The 19516-nt window shown below is 74.9% G+C and carries 20 protein-coding genes; 9 read left to right on the top strand and 11 right to left on the bottom strand.

Translation table 11 applies throughout. From position 1 onward, the window contains the following. The first annotated feature begins 15 nt into the window (after positions 1-15). Entirely contained in the window at positions 16-375 is a 360-nt protein-coding gene (locus F1641_RS23845) for a helix-turn-helix domain-containing protein (protein ID WP_375541477.1), read from the top strand. Positions 376-608: 233 nt separating this feature from the next. Continuing rightward, positions 609-1523 (top strand): site-specific integrase, encoded by a 915-nt coding sequence (locus F1641_RS10510; protein ID WP_206691001.1) that lies wholly within the window; start codon positions 609-611, stop codon positions 1521-1523. 172 nt (positions 1524-1695) lie between these two features. On the opposite strand, the gene glnA is transcribed toward F1641_RS10510, so the two are convergent. Beyond that, on the bottom strand, positions 1696-3120 hold the full coding sequence (gene glnA, locus F1641_RS10505) for a type I glutamate--ammonia ligase (RefSeq protein WP_194905330.1): 1425 nt from the start codon (positions 3118-3120) through the stop codon (positions 1696-1698). A gap of 114 nt (positions 3121-3234) precedes the next feature. Here glnA and F1641_RS10500 point away from each other — a divergent pair, with 114 nt between their 5' ends. Together F1641_RS10500 and F1641_RS10495 are read left to right on the top strand one after the other, a co-directional pair. Beyond that, the gene (locus F1641_RS10500) at positions 3235-3678 is read left to right on the top strand and encodes an RDD family protein (RefSeq protein ID WP_194905328.1); all 444 of its coding nucleotides are present in this window, start codon (positions 3235-3237) and stop codon (positions 3676-3678) included. A 35-nt stretch (positions 3679-3713) separates the two neighbouring features. Next, complete coding sequence (locus tag F1641_RS10495; protein ID WP_194905326.1) at positions 3714-4274, top strand: NUDIX hydrolase; 561 nt, start codon at positions 3714-3716, stop codon at positions 4272-4274. A gap of 63 nt (positions 4275-4337) precedes the next feature. On the opposite strand, the gene F1641_RS10490 is transcribed toward F1641_RS10495, so the two are convergent. The 4 genes from F1641_RS10490 to F1641_RS10475 all read right to left on the bottom strand — a co-directional run bounded on the left by F1641_RS10490 (position 4338) and on the right by F1641_RS10475 (position 7358). Then, positions 4338-5090 (bottom strand): DUF4191 domain-containing protein, encoded by a 753-nt coding sequence (locus F1641_RS10490; RefSeq protein ID WP_194905325.1) that lies wholly within the window; start codon positions 5088-5090, stop codon positions 4338-4340. Positions 5091-5202: 112 nt separating this feature from the next. Next, a complete protein-coding gene (locus tag F1641_RS10485) occupies positions 5203-6255 on the bottom strand; it encodes a lipoyl synthase (RefSeq protein WP_194905323.1) in 1053 nt (350 codons plus the stop codon). 7 nt (positions 6256-6262) lie between these two features. Next, on the bottom strand, positions 6263-6799 hold the full coding sequence (locus F1641_RS10480) for a flavin reductase family protein (protein WP_309225555.1): 537 nt from the start codon (positions 6797-6799) through the stop codon (positions 6263-6265). 34 nt (positions 6800-6833) lie between these two features. Then, the gene (locus F1641_RS10475) at positions 6834-7358 is read right to left on the bottom strand and encodes a MarR family transcriptional regulator (protein WP_194905321.1); all 525 of its coding nucleotides are present in this window, start codon (positions 7356-7358) and stop codon (positions 6834-6836) included. A gap of 10 nt (positions 7359-7368) precedes the next feature. Here F1641_RS10475 and F1641_RS10470 point away from each other — a divergent pair, with 10 nt between their 5' ends. Continuing rightward, positions 7369-8316, top strand: a complete 948-nt coding sequence (locus tag F1641_RS10470; RefSeq protein WP_206690999.1) for a DMT family transporter — start codon at positions 7369-7371, stop codon at positions 8314-8316. Then, positions 8300-9244 carry an LLM class F420-dependent oxidoreductase gene (locus tag F1641_RS10465; RefSeq protein WP_194905320.1) on the top strand — a complete coding sequence of 315 codons (945 nt, stop codon included), beginning with the start codon at positions 8300-8302 and terminating at the stop codon, positions 9242-9244. The genes F1641_RS10470 and F1641_RS10465 overlap by 17 nt, the downstream gene beginning before the upstream one ends. 69 nt (positions 9245-9313) lie before the next feature. On the opposite strand, the gene F1641_RS10460 is transcribed toward F1641_RS10465, so the two are convergent. Then, positions 9314-10120: an iron-sulfur cluster assembly protein gene (locus F1641_RS10460; RefSeq protein ID WP_206690998.1), complete on the bottom strand. Its 807-nt coding sequence runs from the start codon at positions 10118-10120 to the stop codon at positions 9314-9316. Then, entirely contained in the window at positions 10117-11181 is a 1065-nt protein-coding gene (locus F1641_RS10455; RefSeq protein WP_194905318.1) for an amidohydrolase family protein, read from the bottom strand. Before F1641_RS10455 ends, F1641_RS10460 begins: the two co-directional genes overlap by 4 nt. A 160-nt stretch (positions 11182-11341) precedes the next feature. Here F1641_RS10455 and F1641_RS23195 point away from each other — a divergent pair, with 160 nt between their 5' ends. Continuing rightward, positions 11342-12838 carry a helix-turn-helix domain-containing protein gene (locus F1641_RS23195; protein WP_194905316.1) on the top strand — a complete coding sequence of 499 codons (1497 nt, stop codon included), beginning with the start codon at positions 11342-11344 and terminating at the stop codon, positions 12836-12838. A gap of 62 nt (positions 12839-12900) precedes the next feature. Here the strand turns inward: F1641_RS23195 and F1641_RS10445 are convergent, their stop codons facing one another. Beyond that, the gene (locus tag F1641_RS10445) at positions 12901-13929 is read right to left on the bottom strand and encodes an NAD(P)-dependent alcohol dehydrogenase (RefSeq protein ID WP_194905314.1); all 1029 of its coding nucleotides are present in this window, start codon (positions 13927-13929) and stop codon (positions 12901-12903) included. A gap of 255 nt (positions 13930-14184) precedes the next feature. On the opposite strand from F1641_RS10445, the gene F1641_RS10440 reads away from it, so the two are divergent. After that, a complete protein-coding gene (locus F1641_RS10440) occupies positions 14185-14925 on the top strand; it encodes a hypothetical protein (RefSeq protein WP_194905312.1) in 741 nt (246 codons plus the stop codon). A gap of 12 nt (positions 14926-14937) precedes the next feature. Here the strand turns inward: F1641_RS10440 and lipB are convergent, their stop codons facing one another. Both lipB and F1641_RS23190 read right to left on the bottom strand, forming a co-directional pair. Next, complete coding sequence (gene lipB / locus F1641_RS10435; protein WP_309225554.1) at positions 14938-15624, bottom strand: lipoyl(octanoyl) transferase LipB; 687 nt, start codon at positions 15622-15624, stop codon at positions 14938-14940. 21 nt (positions 15625-15645) lie between these two features. Further along, positions 15646-16968, bottom strand: coding sequence for an NAD(P)/FAD-dependent oxidoreductase (locus F1641_RS23190; protein WP_194905310.1), 1323 nt, complete (start codon positions 16966-16968; stop codon positions 15646-15648). Positions 16969-17108: 140 nt separating this feature from the next. Here F1641_RS23190 and F1641_RS23185 point away from each other — a divergent pair, with 140 nt between their 5' ends. Next, positions 17109-18581 (top strand): protein kinase, encoded by a 1473-nt coding sequence (locus F1641_RS23185; protein WP_194905308.1) that lies wholly within the window; start codon positions 17109-17111, stop codon positions 18579-18581. A gap of 27 nt (positions 18582-18608) precedes the next feature. On the opposite strand, the gene F1641_RS10420 is transcribed toward F1641_RS23185, so the two are convergent. Next, entirely contained in the window at positions 18609-19511 is a 903-nt protein-coding gene (locus F1641_RS10420) for a TIGR01777 family oxidoreductase (RefSeq protein ID WP_194905306.1), read from the bottom strand. Positions 19512-19516 lie beyond the last annotated feature (5 nt).

The following is a 19516-nucleotide window of genomic DNA, read 5'->3' as shown; positions in this document are numbered from 1 at the left end:
GGCAAGGCGCTGCGGATGCCCTGGTCAGCCCGCCCGGTGACCTGCCGGGCGCCGAGCCCGAGGACCTCCGCCATGGCCGCGACGCCTGACCCACACACCAATCCCGCCACCGAGTACCTGCTGACCCGCGAGGTGGCCGAGCTGCTGCGCACCCCGGAGTCGACAGTCCGGTACTGGCGGCATGTACGCACAGGCCCGCCGAGTGTCAAGGTCGGCCGGCGCGTCCTGTACAACAGGGTCGCCGTCCTCGCGTGGCTCGACGCCCAGCGCGCGAGCGAGCCTGGTCCGGTACCGCGCCCACGCACCAGCGATGAGGTCATCGCAGCCCGTGTCGCTGGGTACGGACGGCAGCGTCCGGCGCGGCCCCCTCGGTGAGCATCGCGCGACGCGCCGACGGCAAGTGGAGAGCGCGCTACCGCGGGCCTGGTGGACGAGAGGTCGCACGACACTTCGACCGCAAGGCCGACGCTCAGCAATGGCTCGACGAGGTCATGCCCGTCGTGCGGGCTGGCGGCGACCCCTTGATCTGCGAGCAGCAGGACCGGACCACCGTGGCGCAGTGGGGTGAGACTTGGCTAGAGGGCCATGGCGCTAACCGCACCCGCACGGTGCGCCAGGCCAGGGTGCACCTGGCGCACATCAACGCCGCCTTCGGTGACATGCCGCTGCGGGAGGTCAAGCCCTCCCACGTCCGGGCCTGGGTGGCGGCCCTCAAGAAGCAGGGCTTCGCGCCCAGCTACGTCTACTCCCTGCACCGGCGCCTGTCGCAGATCATGACCGACGCCATCCACGACGAGCTGCTGGATCGCAACCCCTGCTCGCGGCGCACCTCCCCGCGCAGCGCCACCCAGCGACCCTTCGTGCCCAGCACCGAGCAGGTGTGGGCCCTGCACGACGCCTTCCCCGGTCACCTGCGCCCCGCGGTGCTGCTCGGCGCCTTCGTCGGGCTGCGCACCGGCGAGGCGTGCGGGCTGCGCGTGCAGGACCTCGACGTCGAGCGGGGCCTGGTGAACCCGATGTTCCAGTACCCCCAGGAGCCCCTCAAGGGCAACAGCCACCGCACCTCGCTGCCGGTGCCGCCGGAGCTGATGGACCAGCTGGTGGCTTCGGTGCAGCGGTGGGGGAGTGACTACGTGGTCAGCGACGGGCGGGGCCGGCAGATCTGCCCGCGCACCATCGACCGCGCCATGATCAAGGCCCGCCGGGAGGCAGGGTTGCCCAAGGAGTTCCGCTTTCACGACTTGCGGCACTACCTGGCCTCGCTGCTGATCAGCCAGGGCCTGGACGTCAAGGTGGTGCAGTACCGGCTCCGCCATGCAGCAGCGACGACGACGCTGAACGTCTACGCCCACCTGTGGCCGGAGTCGGACGAGTCAGCGAGGGCGGTGATCGGTGAGGTGATGGCGCAACGGGCCGCGCAGCCGCCTGCCCGCTCGAGGGCGGACATCGCCGCCCAGGCCATCACCGCGCACCACCAGCGCCGCCCGGGTCTCGACCCCGGTGGGCCTATCCCGCGACGCTGACTGCGCGAACCAGAGACCCGTTACCGACCGTTACGACGAACGAGCCCGCACCATCCGCCATGTCAGGTCATAAGGCGGGTGGTGCGGGCTCGAACGTGTGTGCAGTGCGGACTAATTGCGGACTAGATCGAGGTCGCCTTGACGTTTCCGCAGGTCAGACCGCCTGTAGTGCTTAGATGTCGTAGTACATCTCGAACTCGTGCGGGTGCGGGCGGAAGCGGATCGGGTCGATCTCGTTCTTCCGCTTGTACTCGATCCACGTCTCGATGAGGTCCTCGGTGAAGACCCCGGAGTCCGTGAGGTAGGTGTGGTCCTCCTCGAGGGCGTCGAGGACGGCGCCGAGGGAGCCGGGGACCTGCGCGATCGAGGCGTGCTCCTCGGGGGGCAGCTCGTAGAGGTCCTTGTCCACCGGGTCCGGCGGCTCGATGCGGTTCTGGATGCCGTTGATGCCGGCGAGCAGCATCGCGGAGAACGCTAGGTACGGGTTGCACGACGGGTCCGGCACGCGGAACTCGATGCGCTTGGCCTTGGGGTTGGAGCCCGTGATCGGGATGCGCACGCAGGCGGAGCGGTTGCGCGCCGAGTACACGAGGTTCACCGGGGCCTCGTAGCCCGGGACCAGGCGGTGGTAGCTGTTCACCGTCGGGTTGGTGAAGGCGAGCAGCGACGGCGCGTGGTGCAGCAGGCCGCCGATGTACCAGCGGGCCATGTCGGACAGGCCGCCGTAGCCGGACTCGTCGTAGAAGAGCGGCGAGCCGTCCTTCCACAGCGACTGGTGCACGTGCATGCCCGAGCCGTTGTCACCGAAGAGCGGCTTCGGCATGAAGGTGACCGTCTTGCCGGCCTCCCACGCCACGTTCTTGATGATGTACTTGAAGAGCATGATCTTGTCGGCCGACTTCGCGAGCGTGTCGAACCGGTAGTTGATCTCGGTCTGGCCGGCGGTGCCCACCTCGTGGTGGGCGCGCTCCACGCCGAGGCCCTGCGCGTCGAGCGCGAGGCTCATCTGGTCGCGCAGGTCCGAGTAGTGGTCGGTCGGGGGGACCGGGAAGTAGCCGCCCTTGTAGGGCGTCTTGTACCCGCGGTTGCCGCCCTCCTCCACGCGACCGGTGTTCCACGCGGCCTCGATGGAGTCGATGTGGTAGTAGGCCTCCTGCTGGGAGGTCTTGAAGCGCACGTCGTCGAAGATGTAGAACTCGGCCTCCGGCGCGAAGAACGCCGTGTCGGCGATGCCCGTGCTCTTCAGGTAGGCCTCGGCCTTGGCCGCGATCTGGCGCGGGTCGCGGCTGTAGGGCTCGCCCGTGATCGGGTCGACGATGTGCATGTTGATGTTCAGCGTCTTCTCGACGCGGAACGGGTCGATGTAGGCCGTGTCGAGGTCCGGGATGAGCTTCATGTCGGACTCGTTGATGGCCTGGAAGCCGCGGATGGAGGAGCCGTCGAACATCTGGCCCTCGGTGAAGAAGTCCTCGTCGACCGTCGCAGCCGGCACGTTGAAGTGCTGCATCACGCCGGGCAGGTCGCAGAACCGCACGTCGACGAACTTGACGTCGTTGTCGGTGATGTAGCGAGCGACCTCGTTCGCGTCCTTGAACACCAGACCTCCTCGGGGGGTCGGACAGCAGGGCAGGTACCGCTGCCAGCACCCTAGTAGGGCCTCCTGGCCTGCTCCGATCACCCCGTCCAGATCGCTGCGACGTAGCCTGCCGCGGTGAGCCAGAGCGCCGACGCCCCCGACGACTGGCCCGGCCGCAGCCTCGGGCTGCCCGTGCACGGCCCCGGTTCCCTGGCCCGCGTCGGACGCCGCGTGGGGGCCCTCGTCATCGACTGGGCGGCCTGCTCGGTGCTGTCCGCGGCCTTCTTCGGCTACGACTCCCTCGCCACCCTCCTGCTCTTCACCGCCGAGCAGCTGCTCTTCGTCGCCCTGCTGGGCGGCAGCTTCGGGCACGTGCTGCTGGGGATGCGCGTGCACGTCTGGACCGGCTCCGCCCTCGACGTCTCCGCGCGGACCACCCCGCCGCCGCTGCGGTCGGTGCTCATCAGGACGCTGCTGCTCGTGCTCGTCATCCCCGCGCTCATCCCCGACGCCCACGGTCGCGGCACGCACGACAAGGCCGCCGGCACGGTGCTCTTGCGCCGCCAGCCCCGCCCCTGACGCGTCCGGGGCCCCCGCCGGGGGAGGATCGGCGGGTGCAGCAGCGAGAGTCCACGGTCGTCTACGCCAACGCCTGGATCAGCGTCCGGGAGGACGTCGTCGTCCGCGACGACGGCGCCGAGAGCATCTACGGCGTCGTCGACAAGCCCGACTTCTGCATCGTGCTGCCCCGCGGCACCGACGCCGAGGGCCGCCCGGGCTGGTGGATGGTGCAGCAGTTCCGCTACCCCGTGGGCGCCCGCCGCTGGGAGTTCCCGCAGGGCACCTGGGGCACCGGCGCCTCCGGGTCCCTGGAGGACCTCGCCCGCGCCGAGCTCGCCGAGGAGACCGGCCTGCGCGCCGAGCGCGTCACGGCCCTCGGCAGCTTCGACCTCGCCGCCGGTCTCAGCTCGCAGCGCGGCCACGCCTGGCTCGCCGAGGGGCTGGTCGAGGGGGAGCAGCAGCTCGAGGAGACCGAGGCCGACCTCGTCACGCGGTTCGTGCCCGAGGCCGAGCTGGCGGCGATGGTGCGCGACGGCGTCCTCGTCGACGCCGTGTCGCTGGCCGCCCTCGCGCTGCTCAGCTCCCACGAACAGCGCTGGCCGCTGCCCCGCTGACGGCCGGTCGGCGGCCGAGCGGAGCAGCGGCCAGAGGCGCTGCGGGGAGCGGGGGAGCGGAGGTCAGCGCCCGCGGACGGCGCGGCGGTCGGGCCGCGCGCGGAACGGGTCGATCCCCTTGGGGATCGGGGCCTTGAGGCCGCCGAGGGCCTTGAGGCGCTTCTGCACCTCCATGACCTCCTGCTTGGTGAGCTTGCGCTCCAGCCGCTGGATCTTGCGGGGCAGCTTGGGCAGGGGGGTCTGCCCGTCACCGCGGCCGCACTGCACCAGGTGGAGCGGCACGTCGCGGAGCACGCGGGCGGTGCGGCGGCGCTCGTCGTCGAGGAGCTTGCCCACGCGGTGCGGCGGGCCGTCGGAGACGAGGATGACGCCGGGGCGCCCCACCACGCGGAAGACGGTGTCGCGGGTGCGCGGGTCGATGGCGACGGGCTCGTCCTCGACCACCCAGCCGCGGCGCAGCGTGCGCAGCGCCGCGCCGGCGGCACCGGGCTGGCCCTCGAGGCTCTTGTAGGCGGCCGACTCGGCCTTGCGCGCCAGCACGAACAGCGCGGCGAGCACGCCGAAGAGGACGCCGATGATGCCGAAGTAGATCGGGTGGCCGGTGAGCACGCCGATGAGCTCGAACACCACGAACGGGATGAGCAGCGCGCCGATCATCCACCACTTGATGGACGGGTCGACGCGGGCGGTCATCCGGTAGACCTCGCGCATCTGCGCGATGCGGCCGGGCCCCGTGCGGGGCTTGCGGCGGCGGAAGAGCCCACGACGCCCCTCCGCCGGGGCGGGGGAGGGAGCGGGATCGACGCGGCGTGCCATGCCCGAGATCCTAGGCGCCGCGCGACCCACCCGGACCGGTGCGCAGGTCCAGGTGGGTCAGCGGCGGGTCACCGGCGGTCCACGGCCGGGTCAGCGTCGGGTCAGCGTCGCCTCAGCGAGCGCTGGGGATGCTCCGCTTCGCCTGCGCGGCGAGCAGCGCGGAGGCCTCCTGACGGGCCGGGCCCGCCGCCGAGGCCGCACCCAGGTGCTCCAGCTGCGCGGGCAGCACCCCGCCGCGCGCGGCCAGGGCCTGGGCGTACAGGCGCCCGGCGCGGTAGGAGGAGCGCACCAGGGGCCCGGCGAGCACGCCGAGGAACCCGATGCGGTTCGCCTCGTCGGACAGGGCCACGAACTCCTCGGGCTTGACCCAGCGCTCCACGGGGTGGTGGCGCGGGGAGGGCCGCAGGTACTGGGTGATGGTGATGATGTCGCAGCCCGCGTCGTGCAGGTCGCGCAGCGCCGAGGCGGCCTCGTCGTAGGTCTCGCCCATCCCCAGGATGAGGTTGGACTTGGTCACCAGGCCCGCCTCGCGGGCGTCGGTGATGACGCCCAGGGAGCGCTCGTAGCGGAAGGCGGGGCGGATCCGCTTGAACACCCGCGGCACGGTCTCGACGTTGTGGGCCAGGACCTCAGGGCGGGAGGAGAAGACCTCGGCGAGCTGGTCGGGCTCGCGGTTGAAGTCGGGGATCAGCAGCTCCACGCCGGTGCCCGCGCCGTCGACGGTGGGGTTGGCGTGGATCTGGCGGACGGTCTCGGCGTACAGCCACGCGCCGCCGTCGGCGAGGTCGTCGCGGGCGACGCCGGTGATGGTGGCGTAGCGCAGGCCCATGGAGGCCACGGACTCCGCGACGCGGCGGGGCTCGTCGGCGTCGAAGTCGGCGGGCTTGCCGGTGTCGATCTGGCAGAAGTCGCAGCGGCGGGTGCACTGGTCACCGCCGATGAGGAAGGTGGCTTCCTTGTCCTCCCAGCACTCGAAGATGTTGGGGCAGCCCGCCTCCTGGCACACCGTGTGCAGGCCCTCGCGCTTCACCAGGCCCTGCAGGGCGGTGTACTCGGGGCCGGTCTTGGCGGTGGTGCGGATCCACTCGGGCTTGCGTTCGATGGGGACGGCGGAGTTGCGGGCCTCGACCCGCAGCATGCGACGTCCCTCGGGTGCCAGCGTCATGCGCACATCACCCCACCAGGGTAGGCGCCACCGTGGTGAAGGTGCTCCCGTGGAAGACCAGGGGACCCGTCTCCAGCACCCGGTGGGCGTGCACGCGCAGCAGGACGACGACGTGGTCGCCCCCGGGCAGCTCGGACTCGACCGAGCACTCCAGCCACGCCGCGGCGCCGCCGACGAAGACCGCGCCGCCCTCGCCGTCGACCAGCGGGAGGCCGGCGAACCTGTCGGCGGTGCGCGAGGCGAGCTGGCGCGCGGTGGCGTCGTGGGCCTCGCCGAGCACCGAGACGCCGAGGCGCCCTCCGTCGGGGCGGTCACGGAGCTTCGGCCACGTCGAGGAGGCCCTGTCGACGCAGACCAGCACCAGCGGCGGGTCGAGGGAGACCGAGGTGAACGAGCTCATCGCCATGCCCACGGGGGCGCCGTCGACGCGGGCGCAGGCCGAGACCACACCGCTGGGGAAGCGCCCGAAGGCGTCGCGCAGGGCGCGGTGGTCTCCTGCGGGCACGAGGCCGGCACCGAGGTCGTCGTCGCGGTCGTCGGTCACGGGGTCAAGGCTGCCGGACGCGGCTGCGGGCGGCTCACGCGGGATCCTCGTGGTGGGCCAGCCAGCGCCTCAGGATCCCCTCGAGGGCGGCGGCGTCGCCGTCGTCCAGCTGCGCGAGCAGCCGGTGCTCGTTGGCGACGTGGTCGGTGAACGCCGCGTCGACGACCTCCCGCCCGGCGGGCGTGAGCGCCACGACGCGTCCGCGGCCGTCGGTCTCGCTCACGCGGCGGGTGAGCAGCCCGGCGCGCTCGAGCCTGTCGAGCCGCTTGGTGGTGCCGCCGGTGGTGACCATCGTGGCCGCGGCCAGCTCGCCCGCGGGGAGGTCGGTGCCGGAGCGGCGCAGGGTGGCGAGCACGTCGAAGTCGCCCTCGCCCAGGCCGTGCGCCGCGAAGACCACCTCCAGCTCGCGGGTGAGGGCCGCGGCGAGCCGGTGGAGGCGCCCGACGACGCCGAGCGGGGTCACGTCGAGGTCGGGCCGCTCCCGGCGCCACTGCTCCTGGATCTCCGCCACGCGGTCCCGGTCTCCCACGCCGTGGAACCTACCTTCCCCGTCAGGCATTCTGTCTTCCGTGGAAGGCACCTGGCGCTGGGCCGCCGTCACCGCCGTCGCCCCGGTCTCCTGGGGCACCACCTACTGGGTGACGGGCCACGCCCTCCCCGCGGACGAGCCGCTGTGGGGCGGCGTGCTGCGCGCCCTGCCCGCCGGCCTGGTGCTGCTGACCCTCCCGCTGCACCCCCGTGGACGCCGCCTCACCGGCGCGTGGTGGTGGCGCGCCGCGGTCCTCGGCACCCTCGTCAACGGCGCCTTCTTCTCCCTCGTCTACGCCAGCGCCCAGCTCCTGCCCTCGTCGGTGGCGGCCACGGTCACCGGCATCGGGCCCCTCGTGGTGCTGGCCCTGGCCTGGCCGCTGCTGTCGCAGCGGCCCCGCGCCGCCTCGCTCGCGGCGGCGCTGGTCGGTCTGCTCGGCGTCGTCCTGCTCGTGGGGGCGGCCACCTCCGGGCTCGACCCGCTCGGGGTGCTCGCCGCGGTGGCGGGCGTGGTCGCCTTCTCCACCGGCACCCTGCTGTCGCAGCGGTGGATCCGCCGGGCCGCCGCCGGCGCCCTGTCACCGGCTCCCCGGCCGATCACGATGACCGCGTGGCAGCTCACCCTCAGCGGGCTGCTGCTCGCCCCCGTCGCCGGGCTCGCGGAGGGACCGCCACCAGCGCTCGACGGCGCGGGGTGGCTCGCCCTCTTCTACGTCTCCCTCGTGGCGACGGCGCTGGCCTTCACCGCCTGGTTCGCCGGCCTGGCCCGCCTCGACGCGAGCGCCGTCGCCGTCATCGGGCTCCTCAACCCCGTGGCCGGTGTCGCGCTCGGCACGGCGCTCGCGGGGGAGCACCTCGCGCCGCTGCAGTGGACGGGGCTGCTGCTCGTGCTGGGGGGCGTGGTGCTCGGGCAGGTGCGCTCGCCCGGGCGCCGGCCAGCCGGTCGCGAGGCCGTGCGTAGGGTCGTCGCCTGTGAGCGAGCGACCTGACCTGCGGATCTTCACCGAGCCCCAGCAGGGGGCCACCTACGCGGACCTGCTGGCCGTGGCCCGGCGCACGGAGGAGACCGGCTTCAGCGCCTTCTTCCGCTCCGACCACTACCTGGCCATGTCGGACGACCCGACGGCCGCGCTGCCGGGCTCCACCGACGCCTGGACCACCCTCGCCGGGCTCGCCCGGGAGACCTCCACCGTGCGCCTCGGCACGCTGGTCTCCTCCGCGACGTTCCGCCACCCCGGCGTGCTGGCCGTGCAGGTGGCGCAGGTCGACGAGATGTCCGGCGGCCGCGTGGAGCTGGGCCTCGGCGCCGGCTGGTTCGAGGCCGAGCACGCCGCCTACGCCATCCCGTTCCCGCCGCTGGGGGAGCGGTTCGACAGGCTCGCGGAGCAGCTGGAGCTCATCACCGGCCTGTGGTCGACGCCGGTCGGCTCCACGTACGACTTCTCCGGGGCGCACTACACGGTCTCGAACAGCCCCGCGCTGCCCAAGCCCGTGCAGCAGCCGCTGCCCGTGGTGGTCGGCGGGGCCGGCAAGAAGCGCACCCCCGAGCTGGCCGCGCGCTACGCCGCCGACTTCAACGCCGGCTTCTGCACCCCTGAGGACGCCGGCCAGCGCTTCGCCCGCGTGCGCGCGGCGTGCGAGGCGATCGGGCGCGACCCGGGCAGCATCGAGATGTCGGTGGCGCACCTGCTGGTGCTCGGGAAGGACGACGCCGAGGTGGCGCGCCGGGCCACGGCCGTCGGCCGCGACCCGGAGGAGATCCGGTCGCAGGGGTTCTGCGGCACCCCGGCCGAGGTCACCGACCTGCTGGGGCGGTACGTCGAGGCCGGGGCGACCCGGTTCTACCTGCAGGTGCTCGACCTGGCCGACCTCGACCACCTCGACGAGTTCGCGTCCCTGGTGACCCCCCAGCTCTGACACCGCCCCGGACACTGCTCCGGAGGCCCGTGATCACGGTGATCACGGACCTCCGGAGCAGTGCGGGGGTCAGACGGGGCGGCGGGTGAGCAGCTGCACCGGGACCGGTGCGGTGCCCTCGTCGCGGGGCGCCTGGTCGAGCTCGGCCCCCGGGTAGCGGGTGGCCAGCAAGCCGCGGCAGAAGTGCGCGTTGCCGTCGATGCTGATGCGCGTCGAGCGGGCCCTGCGCAGCCACACGCCGACCACCGACGGCGCCACGGGGGTGCCGTGGTCGTCGACGGCGACGGGCGCGTCGTCGTCCACCCGCAGCCCCAGCGCCGCGCGGCGCCGCACGAGCGCCTCGGCCGCGTCGCCGGGGAGCAGGTCGCGCAGCCGGACGGCGTGCACGTCGTGCTCGGTGAGCTCCGCGCGGGCCCGCAGCAGCTGTGTCAGGGCCCGCTCGGCGGCGGCGGTGTGCGCCTTGCGCCGGAAGGTCAGCCGCAGCTCCTCCAGGTCGGACTCCGCCTCGTGGCCGAAGGTGCCCCGGTACCCGGCGTCCGCGGCGAGGCCGCGGTTGATGAGGTCGGAGTCGTGGTGGTCGTCGAGCTCCACCAGCACGCGCCCGCCCCCGTGGTCGCCCAGCAGCGGGGTCAGCGCGTCCTTGGAGTCCGAGCACATGAGGTAGGCGAAGTTCGGCGAGCAGAACGACGTGGGCAGCCGCAGGTGGACCAGCAGGTCGGTGCGCCCGTCGTCGTCGACCTGCTCCTCCAGGCTGCGCACGAACCCGAGCGACGTGATCGCCTCGTCGAGCTCGGGGTCCATGACCGACCCGAGCGCGTCCCAGGCCGCCTGCTCCAGCCGGGTGCGCCGCTGGGGGCGGGTCTCGAGCGCGGTCACGCCATCCCCGCCATCTCCGCCTTGCCCTCCGCGCGGGGCTCGGCGACGGACACGGCGGGCTCAGGCACCGCCGCGGGCTCGGGGGCGACCTGCAGGTGCTCCGGCACCGGGATGTCGTAGAGCGCCGCGGCGTTGAGGCCGAGGATGCGCTTCTTGGTGTCGGTGGTGAGCTGCGCGTACTCGGTCATGTCCTCGGGGACCTGGAAGTCGACGAACTTCTCGACCAGCCACCTCGGCGTCCAGATCGCGTAGTCGGAGGAGAAGAAGATCCGGGTGTCGCCCATCCAGTACATGAGCTCGCCGATGATCTGCGCGAAGTAGCGCGGGCGGGTGTGGATGAACGGCATCGCCACCGCCAGGCCCGCGTAGACGTTGGGCTCCTGCGTGGCGATCCAGCAGAAGTCCTCGAGGCGGGGCAGGCCGCAGTGCTCCACCACGAAGTTCAGGTCGGTGTAGTCGCTGGCCACGGCGTCGATGTCGGCGACGTCGAAGGCGTCGCGGTCCAGCGGACGGATGGTGGGGCCCTTGTGCACGTGGATGTTCTTGATGCCGAGCTCCAGGCACGCCTCGAGGTAGCGGCGCGACCAGGGGTCGGTGAGCTTGTAGCCGCGGGAGTCGCCCTGCCACTCGGCGGTGTAGAGCTTCACGCCCTTCAGGTCCATCCGCTCCGCGTCGCGGCGCAGCTGCTCCAGGCCCTTCGCCTCGAAGCGCGGGTCGAAGGCGTGGTTGTACGTGAGCTTGTCGGGGTGCGCCTGGGCCAGCGCGAAGGCCTCCTCGGTCTGCCCGAAGCCGTTCGTGTAGAACTCGCCGAGGATGGCCGGCTGGAAGATGGCGTGGTCGACGTACCCGTCCTCGAAGAGGTCCTTCATGAGGCGGTCGGAGTAGTAGAGGTACTGGTCGTAGTCCCACTGCTCGCTCTCCGGCGAGAGGTTGCGGTGGTAGTCGTAGAAGCAGTCGATGAACTGCTTGCCGTGGACGTTCCTCAGGTTCTCCGGCCGCGCGTCCCACAGCGCGATGTGCGCGTCGAGGATGAAGTAGTCGGTGCCGTCCTTGCTGTACACGGTGCCTCCTCGTCGAGGTGGTGCTCCTTCGCTCCACGAAGGTCGCACCCCGCGCGCCCGTCTCCCAGGGGTCCGACGTCTCACTGTGAGACGCCGCCCGGCCACCGGGCCTACGCTGCCGGTGTCGGGAGCAGCGCTGCCCCGGCGCCGGGGGTGGGCTGTGGGTCCGGGAACGTCGCTCGAGCCGTCGCTGCGCCTGCGCGCCTCGTGGGCGCGCTGCGAGCACCTCGAGGTGCCGCCCGACGAGGTTCCGCCCGTCTACACCGGCGCCGTCGACGTCGACCCGCTCTTCGTGGAGTCCGGACGCACCGTCCTGAACGACCTCCGCTCCACCCTCGCCGGCGAGCCGGTCGGGGTGATGCTCACCGACGCCACGGGCCTGGTGCTCCAGCGCTTCCTCGACGACGCCGCCATGCACCGCTCCCTCGACCGCGTGCACCTCGCGCCGGGGTTCTCCTACGCCGAGGCACACGCCGGCACCAACGGCCTCGCGCTGGCCCTGGCCGACCGCGCGCCCAGCCTGGTGCGGGGCGCCGAGCACTACGTCGAGGCCCTGCGCGAGTACACCTGCGCCGCGGCCCCGGTCCTCGACCCGCGCACCGGCGACCTGGCCGGCACGGTGAACCTCACCACCTGGTCGAGCACCTCCTCGGGGCTGCTCCTCGCGCTGGCGACGACGGCGGCGCGCAGCACCTCGGCGCTGATGCTCGCCCGCGGCGGGGGCGCTCCCGGGCGGCTGCCAGGCGGGCTCTCCAGCGCCGCCGTGAGCAGCCGGGCCAGCACGGCTGCCGGGGTCGCGGCTCCCCGCGGCCAGGTCTACCGCGTGCTCCCCAGCCGCGCCGCGGGCCCGGCCGACCCGTGCACCTCCGCCGCCTGGCGCTCCGCCGTGCAGCAGGTGGCCGAGCTGCTCCGCGCCGGCCGCACGGTGGCGCTCGCGGGGGAGCCCGGTGCGGGCAAGACCGCGCTCGTGGCCTCCGCGCGCCGCGCCGCCGGGCTGCGGGGGACGCTCCTGGCCGCCCGCGCGCCCGCCCCCGAGCACGCCGAGCCGTGGCTCGCGGCGTGGACGCCGGTGCTGGGGGAGGACGACGCGTGCATCGTCGTCTCCGGCGCGTCCGACCTGCCGGCGTGGGCCGTCGACGCCCTCGCCGCGCTCCTCGCGCAGGCGCGCCGGCCGGGCGGGACGCCCCAGCCGTTCGTGCTGGCCGAGCACGATGCCGCGCTCCTGCCCGCGCCGCTGGCGGGCCTGGTCGACGCCGTCGTCGAGGTCCCGACCCTGCGCGACCGGCCCGACGACGTCGTCCCCCTCGCCGAGCACTTCGCGCGCGCCCACCGCCACCGCGACGTGGGGGTCACCCCCGCCGCGGCCCAGGCGCTGCGGTCGGCGGCGTGGCCCGGCGGTGCCACCCAGCTGCGGGCGGTGGTGCAGGCGGCGTCGGCCCGCACCGACGTCATCGACGTGCGCCACCTGCCGGCCGACGTGGTCGCCCGCGGCCGGCGGCAGCTGTCGCGCCTGGAGGCGCTGGAGCGCGACGAGATCGTCAAGGCGCTGGGCGTGCCGGGGACGTCGGTGGCTCAGGCGGCCGCGCGGCTGGGCATCTCCCGGGCGACGGTCTACCGCCGCATCAGCAGCTACGGCATCGAGGTCCCCCGCCCGTGATCATGGGCTTCCGCCACCTCCGGGGGTGGCGGAAGCCCATGATCACGGGGGTCGGGGGGCGGTCAGGGGATGAGGATCCCCCGCCCGCGGATGGCCCCGCTCTCCAGGTCGTGGATGGCGTCGAGCGCCGCCTCGAGCGGGTACTTCTTCGTGTGCAGGGTGACCCGGCCCTGCGCGGTGAGCGCCATGAGCTCCACCAGGTCCTGGTAGGTGCCCACGAGGTTGCCGACCACGCTGATCTCGCGGATGACCGCGTCGATGGTCGGCAGGCGGACCTCGCCGCCGTAGCCGATGACGTAGTGCTGGCCGCGGTTGCGCAGCAGCCTGGGGGCCAGCAGCTCCGCGCCGTGCTCGCCGACGAAGTCGAACAGCACGTGCGCGCCGCCGTCGGTGGCGTCGATCACGGCCTTCTCGACCTCGGCGTCGCTGGTGGCCAGCACCGTGTGGTGCGCGCCGATGCTCCTCGCCAGCTCGAGCGCCGCCTCGTTGCGGTCGACCACGGTGATCTGCGCGCTGGTGATCGCCGCGAGGGTCTGGATGCCGATGTGCCCGAGGCCGCCGGCGCCGACGACCACGGCGTGGGTGCCGGGGAAGAGCACCCCGGCGGCCTTGCGCACCGCGTGGTAGGCGGTGACCCCGGCGTCGGCGAGCGCGGCGACGTCGGCCGGGGCCAGTCCGGAGTCGAGCTTCACCACGGAGCGGGCGTTCGTCAGCATCTGCTCCGCCATGCCGCCGTCGACGTTGAGGCCGGGGAAGGTCGCGGCCTCGCAGTGGGCGTCCTGCCCGTTGCGGCAGGGCAGGCACAGCCCGCAGGTCACCAGCGGGTGCATGATCACCAGGTCGCCCGGGGCGACGTTGGAGACGGCCGAGCCGACCGCCCGCACGGTGCCGGCGTTCTCGTGGCCGATGACGTACGGCAGCGGCGGGTGCTGGATCGCCTCCCACTGCCCCTCGAGGATGTGCAGGTCCGTGCGGCACAGCCCGGCGGCGCCGACGTCGACGACGACGTCCCAGGGGCCCTTGACCTCCGGTTCGGCGACCTCGTCCAGCGACGGCGGCTCGTTGTACTCGTGCACGCGCAGGGCCTTCACGGCGCTCCTCCTCGTCGAGGTCCCGCCGGCCGGTCCGCCGGAGGGTCGTGCGCCCAGCCTCTCCAGGCGCGCGGCCCCTCGCCAGCCACCGTCTCAACCTGCGACGGCCGCCTCCACCACGCCGGCCGCGATCGAGGACGTCCGGTGCGCTCATCACGGACTCCACGAGGCTCCGCCCCAGGAACCGCCCCAGGCGCCATTCCCGGAACCCCGTGGTCGTTGTGCCGGGCGGTGGCGTTGGCCTAGCGTCCGGGCGTGACGACGCCGATCGCCGACGAGGTGCAGCCCCGCGCCGAGGACGGCGACCTCCGCCGCACCCCGCGAGCGCCCCGCCCGCGGACCGGCTACGACGTCTGGCGCTGGTGCCTGGTCGCCGGCAACGTGCTGCTGCTCGTCGTCGCGGTGCTGTTCGGCGCCCGCGCCGGTTCGTGGTCAGGGCTGGAGGCGGCGGTGGCCAGCGGGCGGGTGACGGGCGTCGCCGTGGCCGGTGGGCTCGACGGCTCGGGCAGCTCGGTCCAGGAGGTCACGTGGCGCGAGGGGCTGCTGCAGCGCCGGGTCCAGGTGCTGGTGAGCCCGCCAGGGAGCCAGAGCACCTCGACGCTCGTGCAGGTGCCGCAGGACGCCGGCCGGGTGCTGGCCGAGCTGGGCCCCGGGCTCGTGGTCGAGCGCGACCACCGCGACACGAGCGGTTCCGCGTCCTTCTGGGGGTGGGCGATGCCGTTCCCGGCGGCGGTGACCGTGGCGCTGCTGCTGGGCTGGGCGTGCTGGCTGGGTCTGCTCGTCCACGGCCCCGCTCCGTGGCGGGCGACGCGCTGGGCCTGGTTCTGGCTCAGCTGGGTGCCCGGGGGAGTGGTCGCCTTCTTCCTCCTGGCAGGTCCGACCCCCGGGGTGCGGCCACCTCGACGTGCGGCCCGGCGGCTCACCGGCGGCTGGGCGTTCCTGCTGTCGCTCCTGCTGACGCCCCTGGTGGAGGGACTGCTCGGCCTGAGCCGCTGAGCATCCGGGCGGTCAGGCGGGGACGGCGTCGGCGCCCGGCTCGCGGGCCGGGTCCAGCAGCTGCGCGTGCCGCTCCACCAGCGGCAGCACCTCGGCGCTGGTGACGTCGCGGCCGAGCTCGGCCGCGAGCGTGGTGACCCCCGCGTCGGCGATGCCGCACGGGACGATCGCGCCGTAGGCGGCCAGGTCGTTGTCGCAGTTCAGGGCGAACCCGTGCATGGTCACGCCCTGCGCCACGCGGATGCCGATCGCGGCGACCTTGCGGTCGGGGCGCAGGCCCTCGCCGGGGGCGTCGGCGGCGACCCAGACGCCGCTGCGCCCCTTCACGCGCCGCGCCGCGACGCCGAGGTCGGCGCACACCGCGATCAGCAGCTCCTCGACGCGCCGGACGTGCTTGACCACGTCGAGGCGTCCCTCGAGCGCGACCACCGGGTACCCCACGAGCTGCCCGGGGCCGTGCCAGGTGATGCGGCCGCCGCGGTCGACGTCGACCACGGGCGTCCCGTCGAGGGGGCGGTCCGCGGGCTCGGTCAGCTTGCCGGCGGTGTAGACCGGCGGGTGCTCGAGCAGCACCAGGGTGCCGGGGCGCCGCCCGGCGACGACGTCGGCGTGCAGCTGGCGCTGCAGCTCCCACCCGGCGAGGTACTCGACCAGCCCGCCCTCACCGACGCCCCCGGCGCGCTCGACCTGCAGCTCCACCCCACCAGGGTAGGTCTCCCGTCAGAGGCCGAGGTGGGCCAGCACGGCCCCCGCGGCCCGCCGCCCCGACGTCAGCGCCCCCTGCTGGCTGGCCGTGTCGCGGTGGTCGCCGGCCACGAAGACGCCGTCGCCCAGCGCGGGGTCCTGGCGCGCGCGCAGCGGCGGCAGCAGCGCGGGCAGCGCGTGCGGCACGGGGGTGACGCCCGCCAGCTCCCAGCCGTCGGTGGGCGCTCCCCACAGCGGCGCGAGCTGGCGGCGCACCACCAGCTGGGTGGCGGCCGGGTCGGGGGTGCCGAGCACGGTCGCGGCCACGAGGTGGCGACCCGTCGGCGCGTACCCGGGGGCGACAGCGCTCATCAGGGCCGAGTTGACCACCGGACCGCGCCGCTCGCCGTCGAGGTGCAGCAGCTGCGCCCTCCGCTCGGGCGCGGGAGGCTCCGGAGCCTCGAACCAGAACGTGGTCAGGCCCCGCTGCGCCGGCACCTCCAGCCCCGGCAGCAGCTCGGCCGCCACGGCGGCGTCCGTGGCGACGACGACGGCGCGGGCCGTCAGCTCGCCGTCGTCGGTGCGCACCCGGACCCCACCGGCCCGCGCGGCGACCCCGCGGACGGGGGAGGAGCAGCGAAGGTCGGCCCCGCCGGCGCTCGCGAGGCGGCGCGCGAGCAGGTCGGGCAGCGCCTGGACGCCGCCCGCCGGCACCCCCGGGGTCCCCTTCACGAAGGAGCGGACCACCAGCCGCGCGAAGGACGCCGAGGTGCGGCCCTCGTCGTCGCCGAGGACGCCCGCGAGGAACGGGTCGACCACCCCGGTGCGCAGCCGCCCCCGCACCCCGGCGCGGTCGAGCGCGCTGGAGAGGGGCTCGTCGGCGCCGTCGCGGACGGCGTGCGGGTCGGCGGTGGCGGCGCGCAGCGCCCAGGCGAGGAAGGCGGCCTTCTCGCGCGGGGACCCCAGGGGGGCCAGCACCGAGCTGAGGGCCGCCGACGGCATCCGCCGCGGGTCGGCGAGCACGTGGTGGCGCGGCCCGCGGGCCGAGGCGACCGCCACGGCCGCACCCGCGCCGAAGGAGCGCAGGCCGAGCTCGTCCATCCCGCTCGCGCCCAGCACCCGGCGCAGCGCCGGGTAGGCGGGGTTGACCAGCTGGAAGCCGCGGTCGAGCCGGAGGTCTCCTGCGGCGTCGGTGCGGACCCGGCCGCCGGGGCCGTCGTCGGCCTCGAGGACCAGGACGCCGACACCGGCCTCGGCCAGCCGCAGCGCGCACGCCAGGCCCGCCAGCCCCGCGCCCACGACGACGACGTCGGCGCCGGCCCCACCCCTGCTGCTCCCGCGGTGATCACCCGTCGACACCCCGGCGACGCTACCCGCGGGAGGTGGCGGCGGCCCCCCGGCACCGGGGCCACCGGGACGGTGGCGGCTGGGCGGCCGGCTGTCCACAGGCGCGCGCCCGCTGCCAGCGGGGGAGGGGGCCCGCGCGCCAGGGTGTCCCGGTGATCGTCCGCGCCCGACGCCGTCCCGACCCGACGGGCCCCTCCGCCCCCGAGGTGCCCGGGCTGGTGGTCGGTGCGCCCGTGGCACCTCGAGCGCCGGGGCGGCCGGTCGCCTGGTGGGCCGTCGACGAGCACGACCGGACCGTCGTCGTGCAGCGCGTCCGCCCGGCGAGCGGCACCACCGCGCCGCTGGCGGCCCTCGACGAGGCGACCCGCCGCCGCGCGCTGCCGCACCCCCACCTCGTGCCCCTGCTGCAGGTGGTCCGCTGCCGCGAGGGCGCCGTGCAGGTGCTCGGGCCGGTGGTGGGCGGCCTGGCGGACCTGCTGGCCGCTGGCCCCGCCCTCTCGGCGGGGCAGGTCGTGGTGCTCGTGGCGGGCCTGGGCAGCGCCCTGGCCGCCCTCCACGACGAGGGCCTCGTGCACGGGGAGCTCGACGCCCGCGCCGTGCTGGTCGACGAGCGCGGCATGCCGGTGCTCCTCGGCTGGGGCGCCGCCCGCCCCGCCCCGAGGGGGCGCGCGGAGGTCCGGCGCCGCGAGCAGCGGGCCGGCGGTCCGGGCGGTCAGGCGGTGCCGCGCGCCGGCGACGACGTGCTGGCGCTCGCCCGCCTCGGCCTGGGCGCTCTGGGGGCTGTGGGCGTCCCGGGTGCCGGTGCTGCCGATGGTGGGGCGGCCGGCGGTGGGGCGGCTGGCGGAGGAGCGGGCGAGCAGCTCCGCCACCTCCTGGTCGCTGCCGCTGCCGAGGACGCCGGGAGCCGTCCGTCCGCGGGGCAGCTCGCCAGCGCCTGCTGGGAGCTGGCGGCCGCGGAGCCGCTGGACGCCGACGCGCTGCGCTCGCTCGTGCCGCGCGCACCCGCGGGGCACCTCCCGGCGGTCCCGCTGGAGCGCGCGGTGCGTCGCGGTCGGTGGCGCGCCGGGTGGGCCCGGCGCCCGGAGCGGTGGGCCCTGGTCCCGCTGGGCGCAGCGGCGCTCGTGCTGGGAGCCGCCGCCGCGACGGGGGTCCTGCCGCCCGGCGGGGAGCCGCTGGCCGTGGTGCCGCTCGTGGCCACCCGCGCGCCGGGGCCGGCGGTGGTCGCTCCGGGCGCCGCGACGGCACCGGTCGACGAGCGCCTCACCGGTGACGACCCCGCCGCGGCCGTCGCGGCCCTGTCCGACCTCCGCGTCGCTGCCCTGGCCGCCGGTGACGCCGCGCTGCTGGGGGCGGTCGACGTGCCGGCCTCGCCCGCGGAGCGGCGCGACGGCGCGCTGCTCGCCTCCCTGGACGGCCGGGTCCAGGGCCTGCGCGTCGACGTCGTCTCGGCCCGGACCCGTCAGACGACGGACGCCGGCACCTGGGTCGAGGTGGTCAGCGCCGCCTCCGCGCACCGCGTGGTCTCGGCGGACGGGGTCCGCGAGGTCGCCGCGTCAGCGCCGGTGACCTCACGGCTCCTCCTGCAGCGCGACGCCGGCGCCTGGAAGGTCGCCGACGCCGCATGAGGTGGTGCGGCCCGCGGGCCGGGTGGGTCAGGAGCGCGAGCCCTCGGCGCGGGTCCACCGGACAGCGGAGGCGATGTCCGGGTGCCGGAACTCGAAGCCGCTGTCCAGGAGGGCCTTCGGCGCCACGCGCCGGCTGGACAGGATCTCCTCGGCGAACTCGCCCACCGCCGCCTTGAGGGCGAAGCGCGGCACGGGCAGCAGCGAGGGGCGGTGGTTGGCCCGGGCCAGGGCACCGATGACGTCGGCGTTGCGGCCGGGCTCGGGGGCGACCAGGTTCACCGGGCCCGAGACGTCGGCGTGCAGTAGGTGGTCGATGGCGCGCAGCTCGTCGTCGAGGGTGATCCAGGACCACCACGCCCGCCCGTCGCCGAGCGGCCCCCCGAGCCCGAGCTTGACCAGGGGGAGCAGCGGCCCGAAGGCACCCCCGCTGGAGGCCATGACGAGCCCGGTCCGCAGCGAGACGGTGCGGATGCCCGCAGCCCGCGCCGGCGCGGCCGCGGCCTCCCAGGCCACGCAGGCACCGGCGAGGAACTCGCGGCCGGCGCTGGAGCCCTCGTCGACCAGCTCCTCGCCGCGGTCGCCGTAGAAGCCGCTGGCGCTGCCCTGCAGCAGCACGCGCGGCGCCTCGTCGAGCTGCGCCAGGGCCCGCGCGAGCGTCGCCGTCGACGACGTCCGCGACTCGACGATGGTGCGCTTGTACTCGTCGTTCCAGCGGTGGTCGCCCACGCCGGCGCCGGCGAGGTTGACCGCCGCGTCGACCCGGCCCAGCAGCGCCGGGTCGAGCCGGCCGGACGCCGGGTCCCACTGCACCTCGTCGGGTGCGGTGGGAGCCCGGCGCACGAGCCTGACCACGTCGTGCCCCGCGGACCGCCACCACCGGACGAGCGGCTCACCGATCATGCCGGAGGCCCCGGCGGCGACGATCCTCATGGGCT

Origin of the sequence: Quadrisphaera sp. INWT6, from assembly GCF_015390235.1 — a bacterium.
In the GTDB taxonomy this organism is placed as follows: Bacteria; Actinomycetota; Actinomycetes; order Actinomycetales; family Quadrisphaeraceae; genus Quadrisphaera.
The sequence above is the reverse complement of the archived record's forward strand: the minus strand, read 5'-3'. Positions and strand labels throughout refer to the sequence as shown.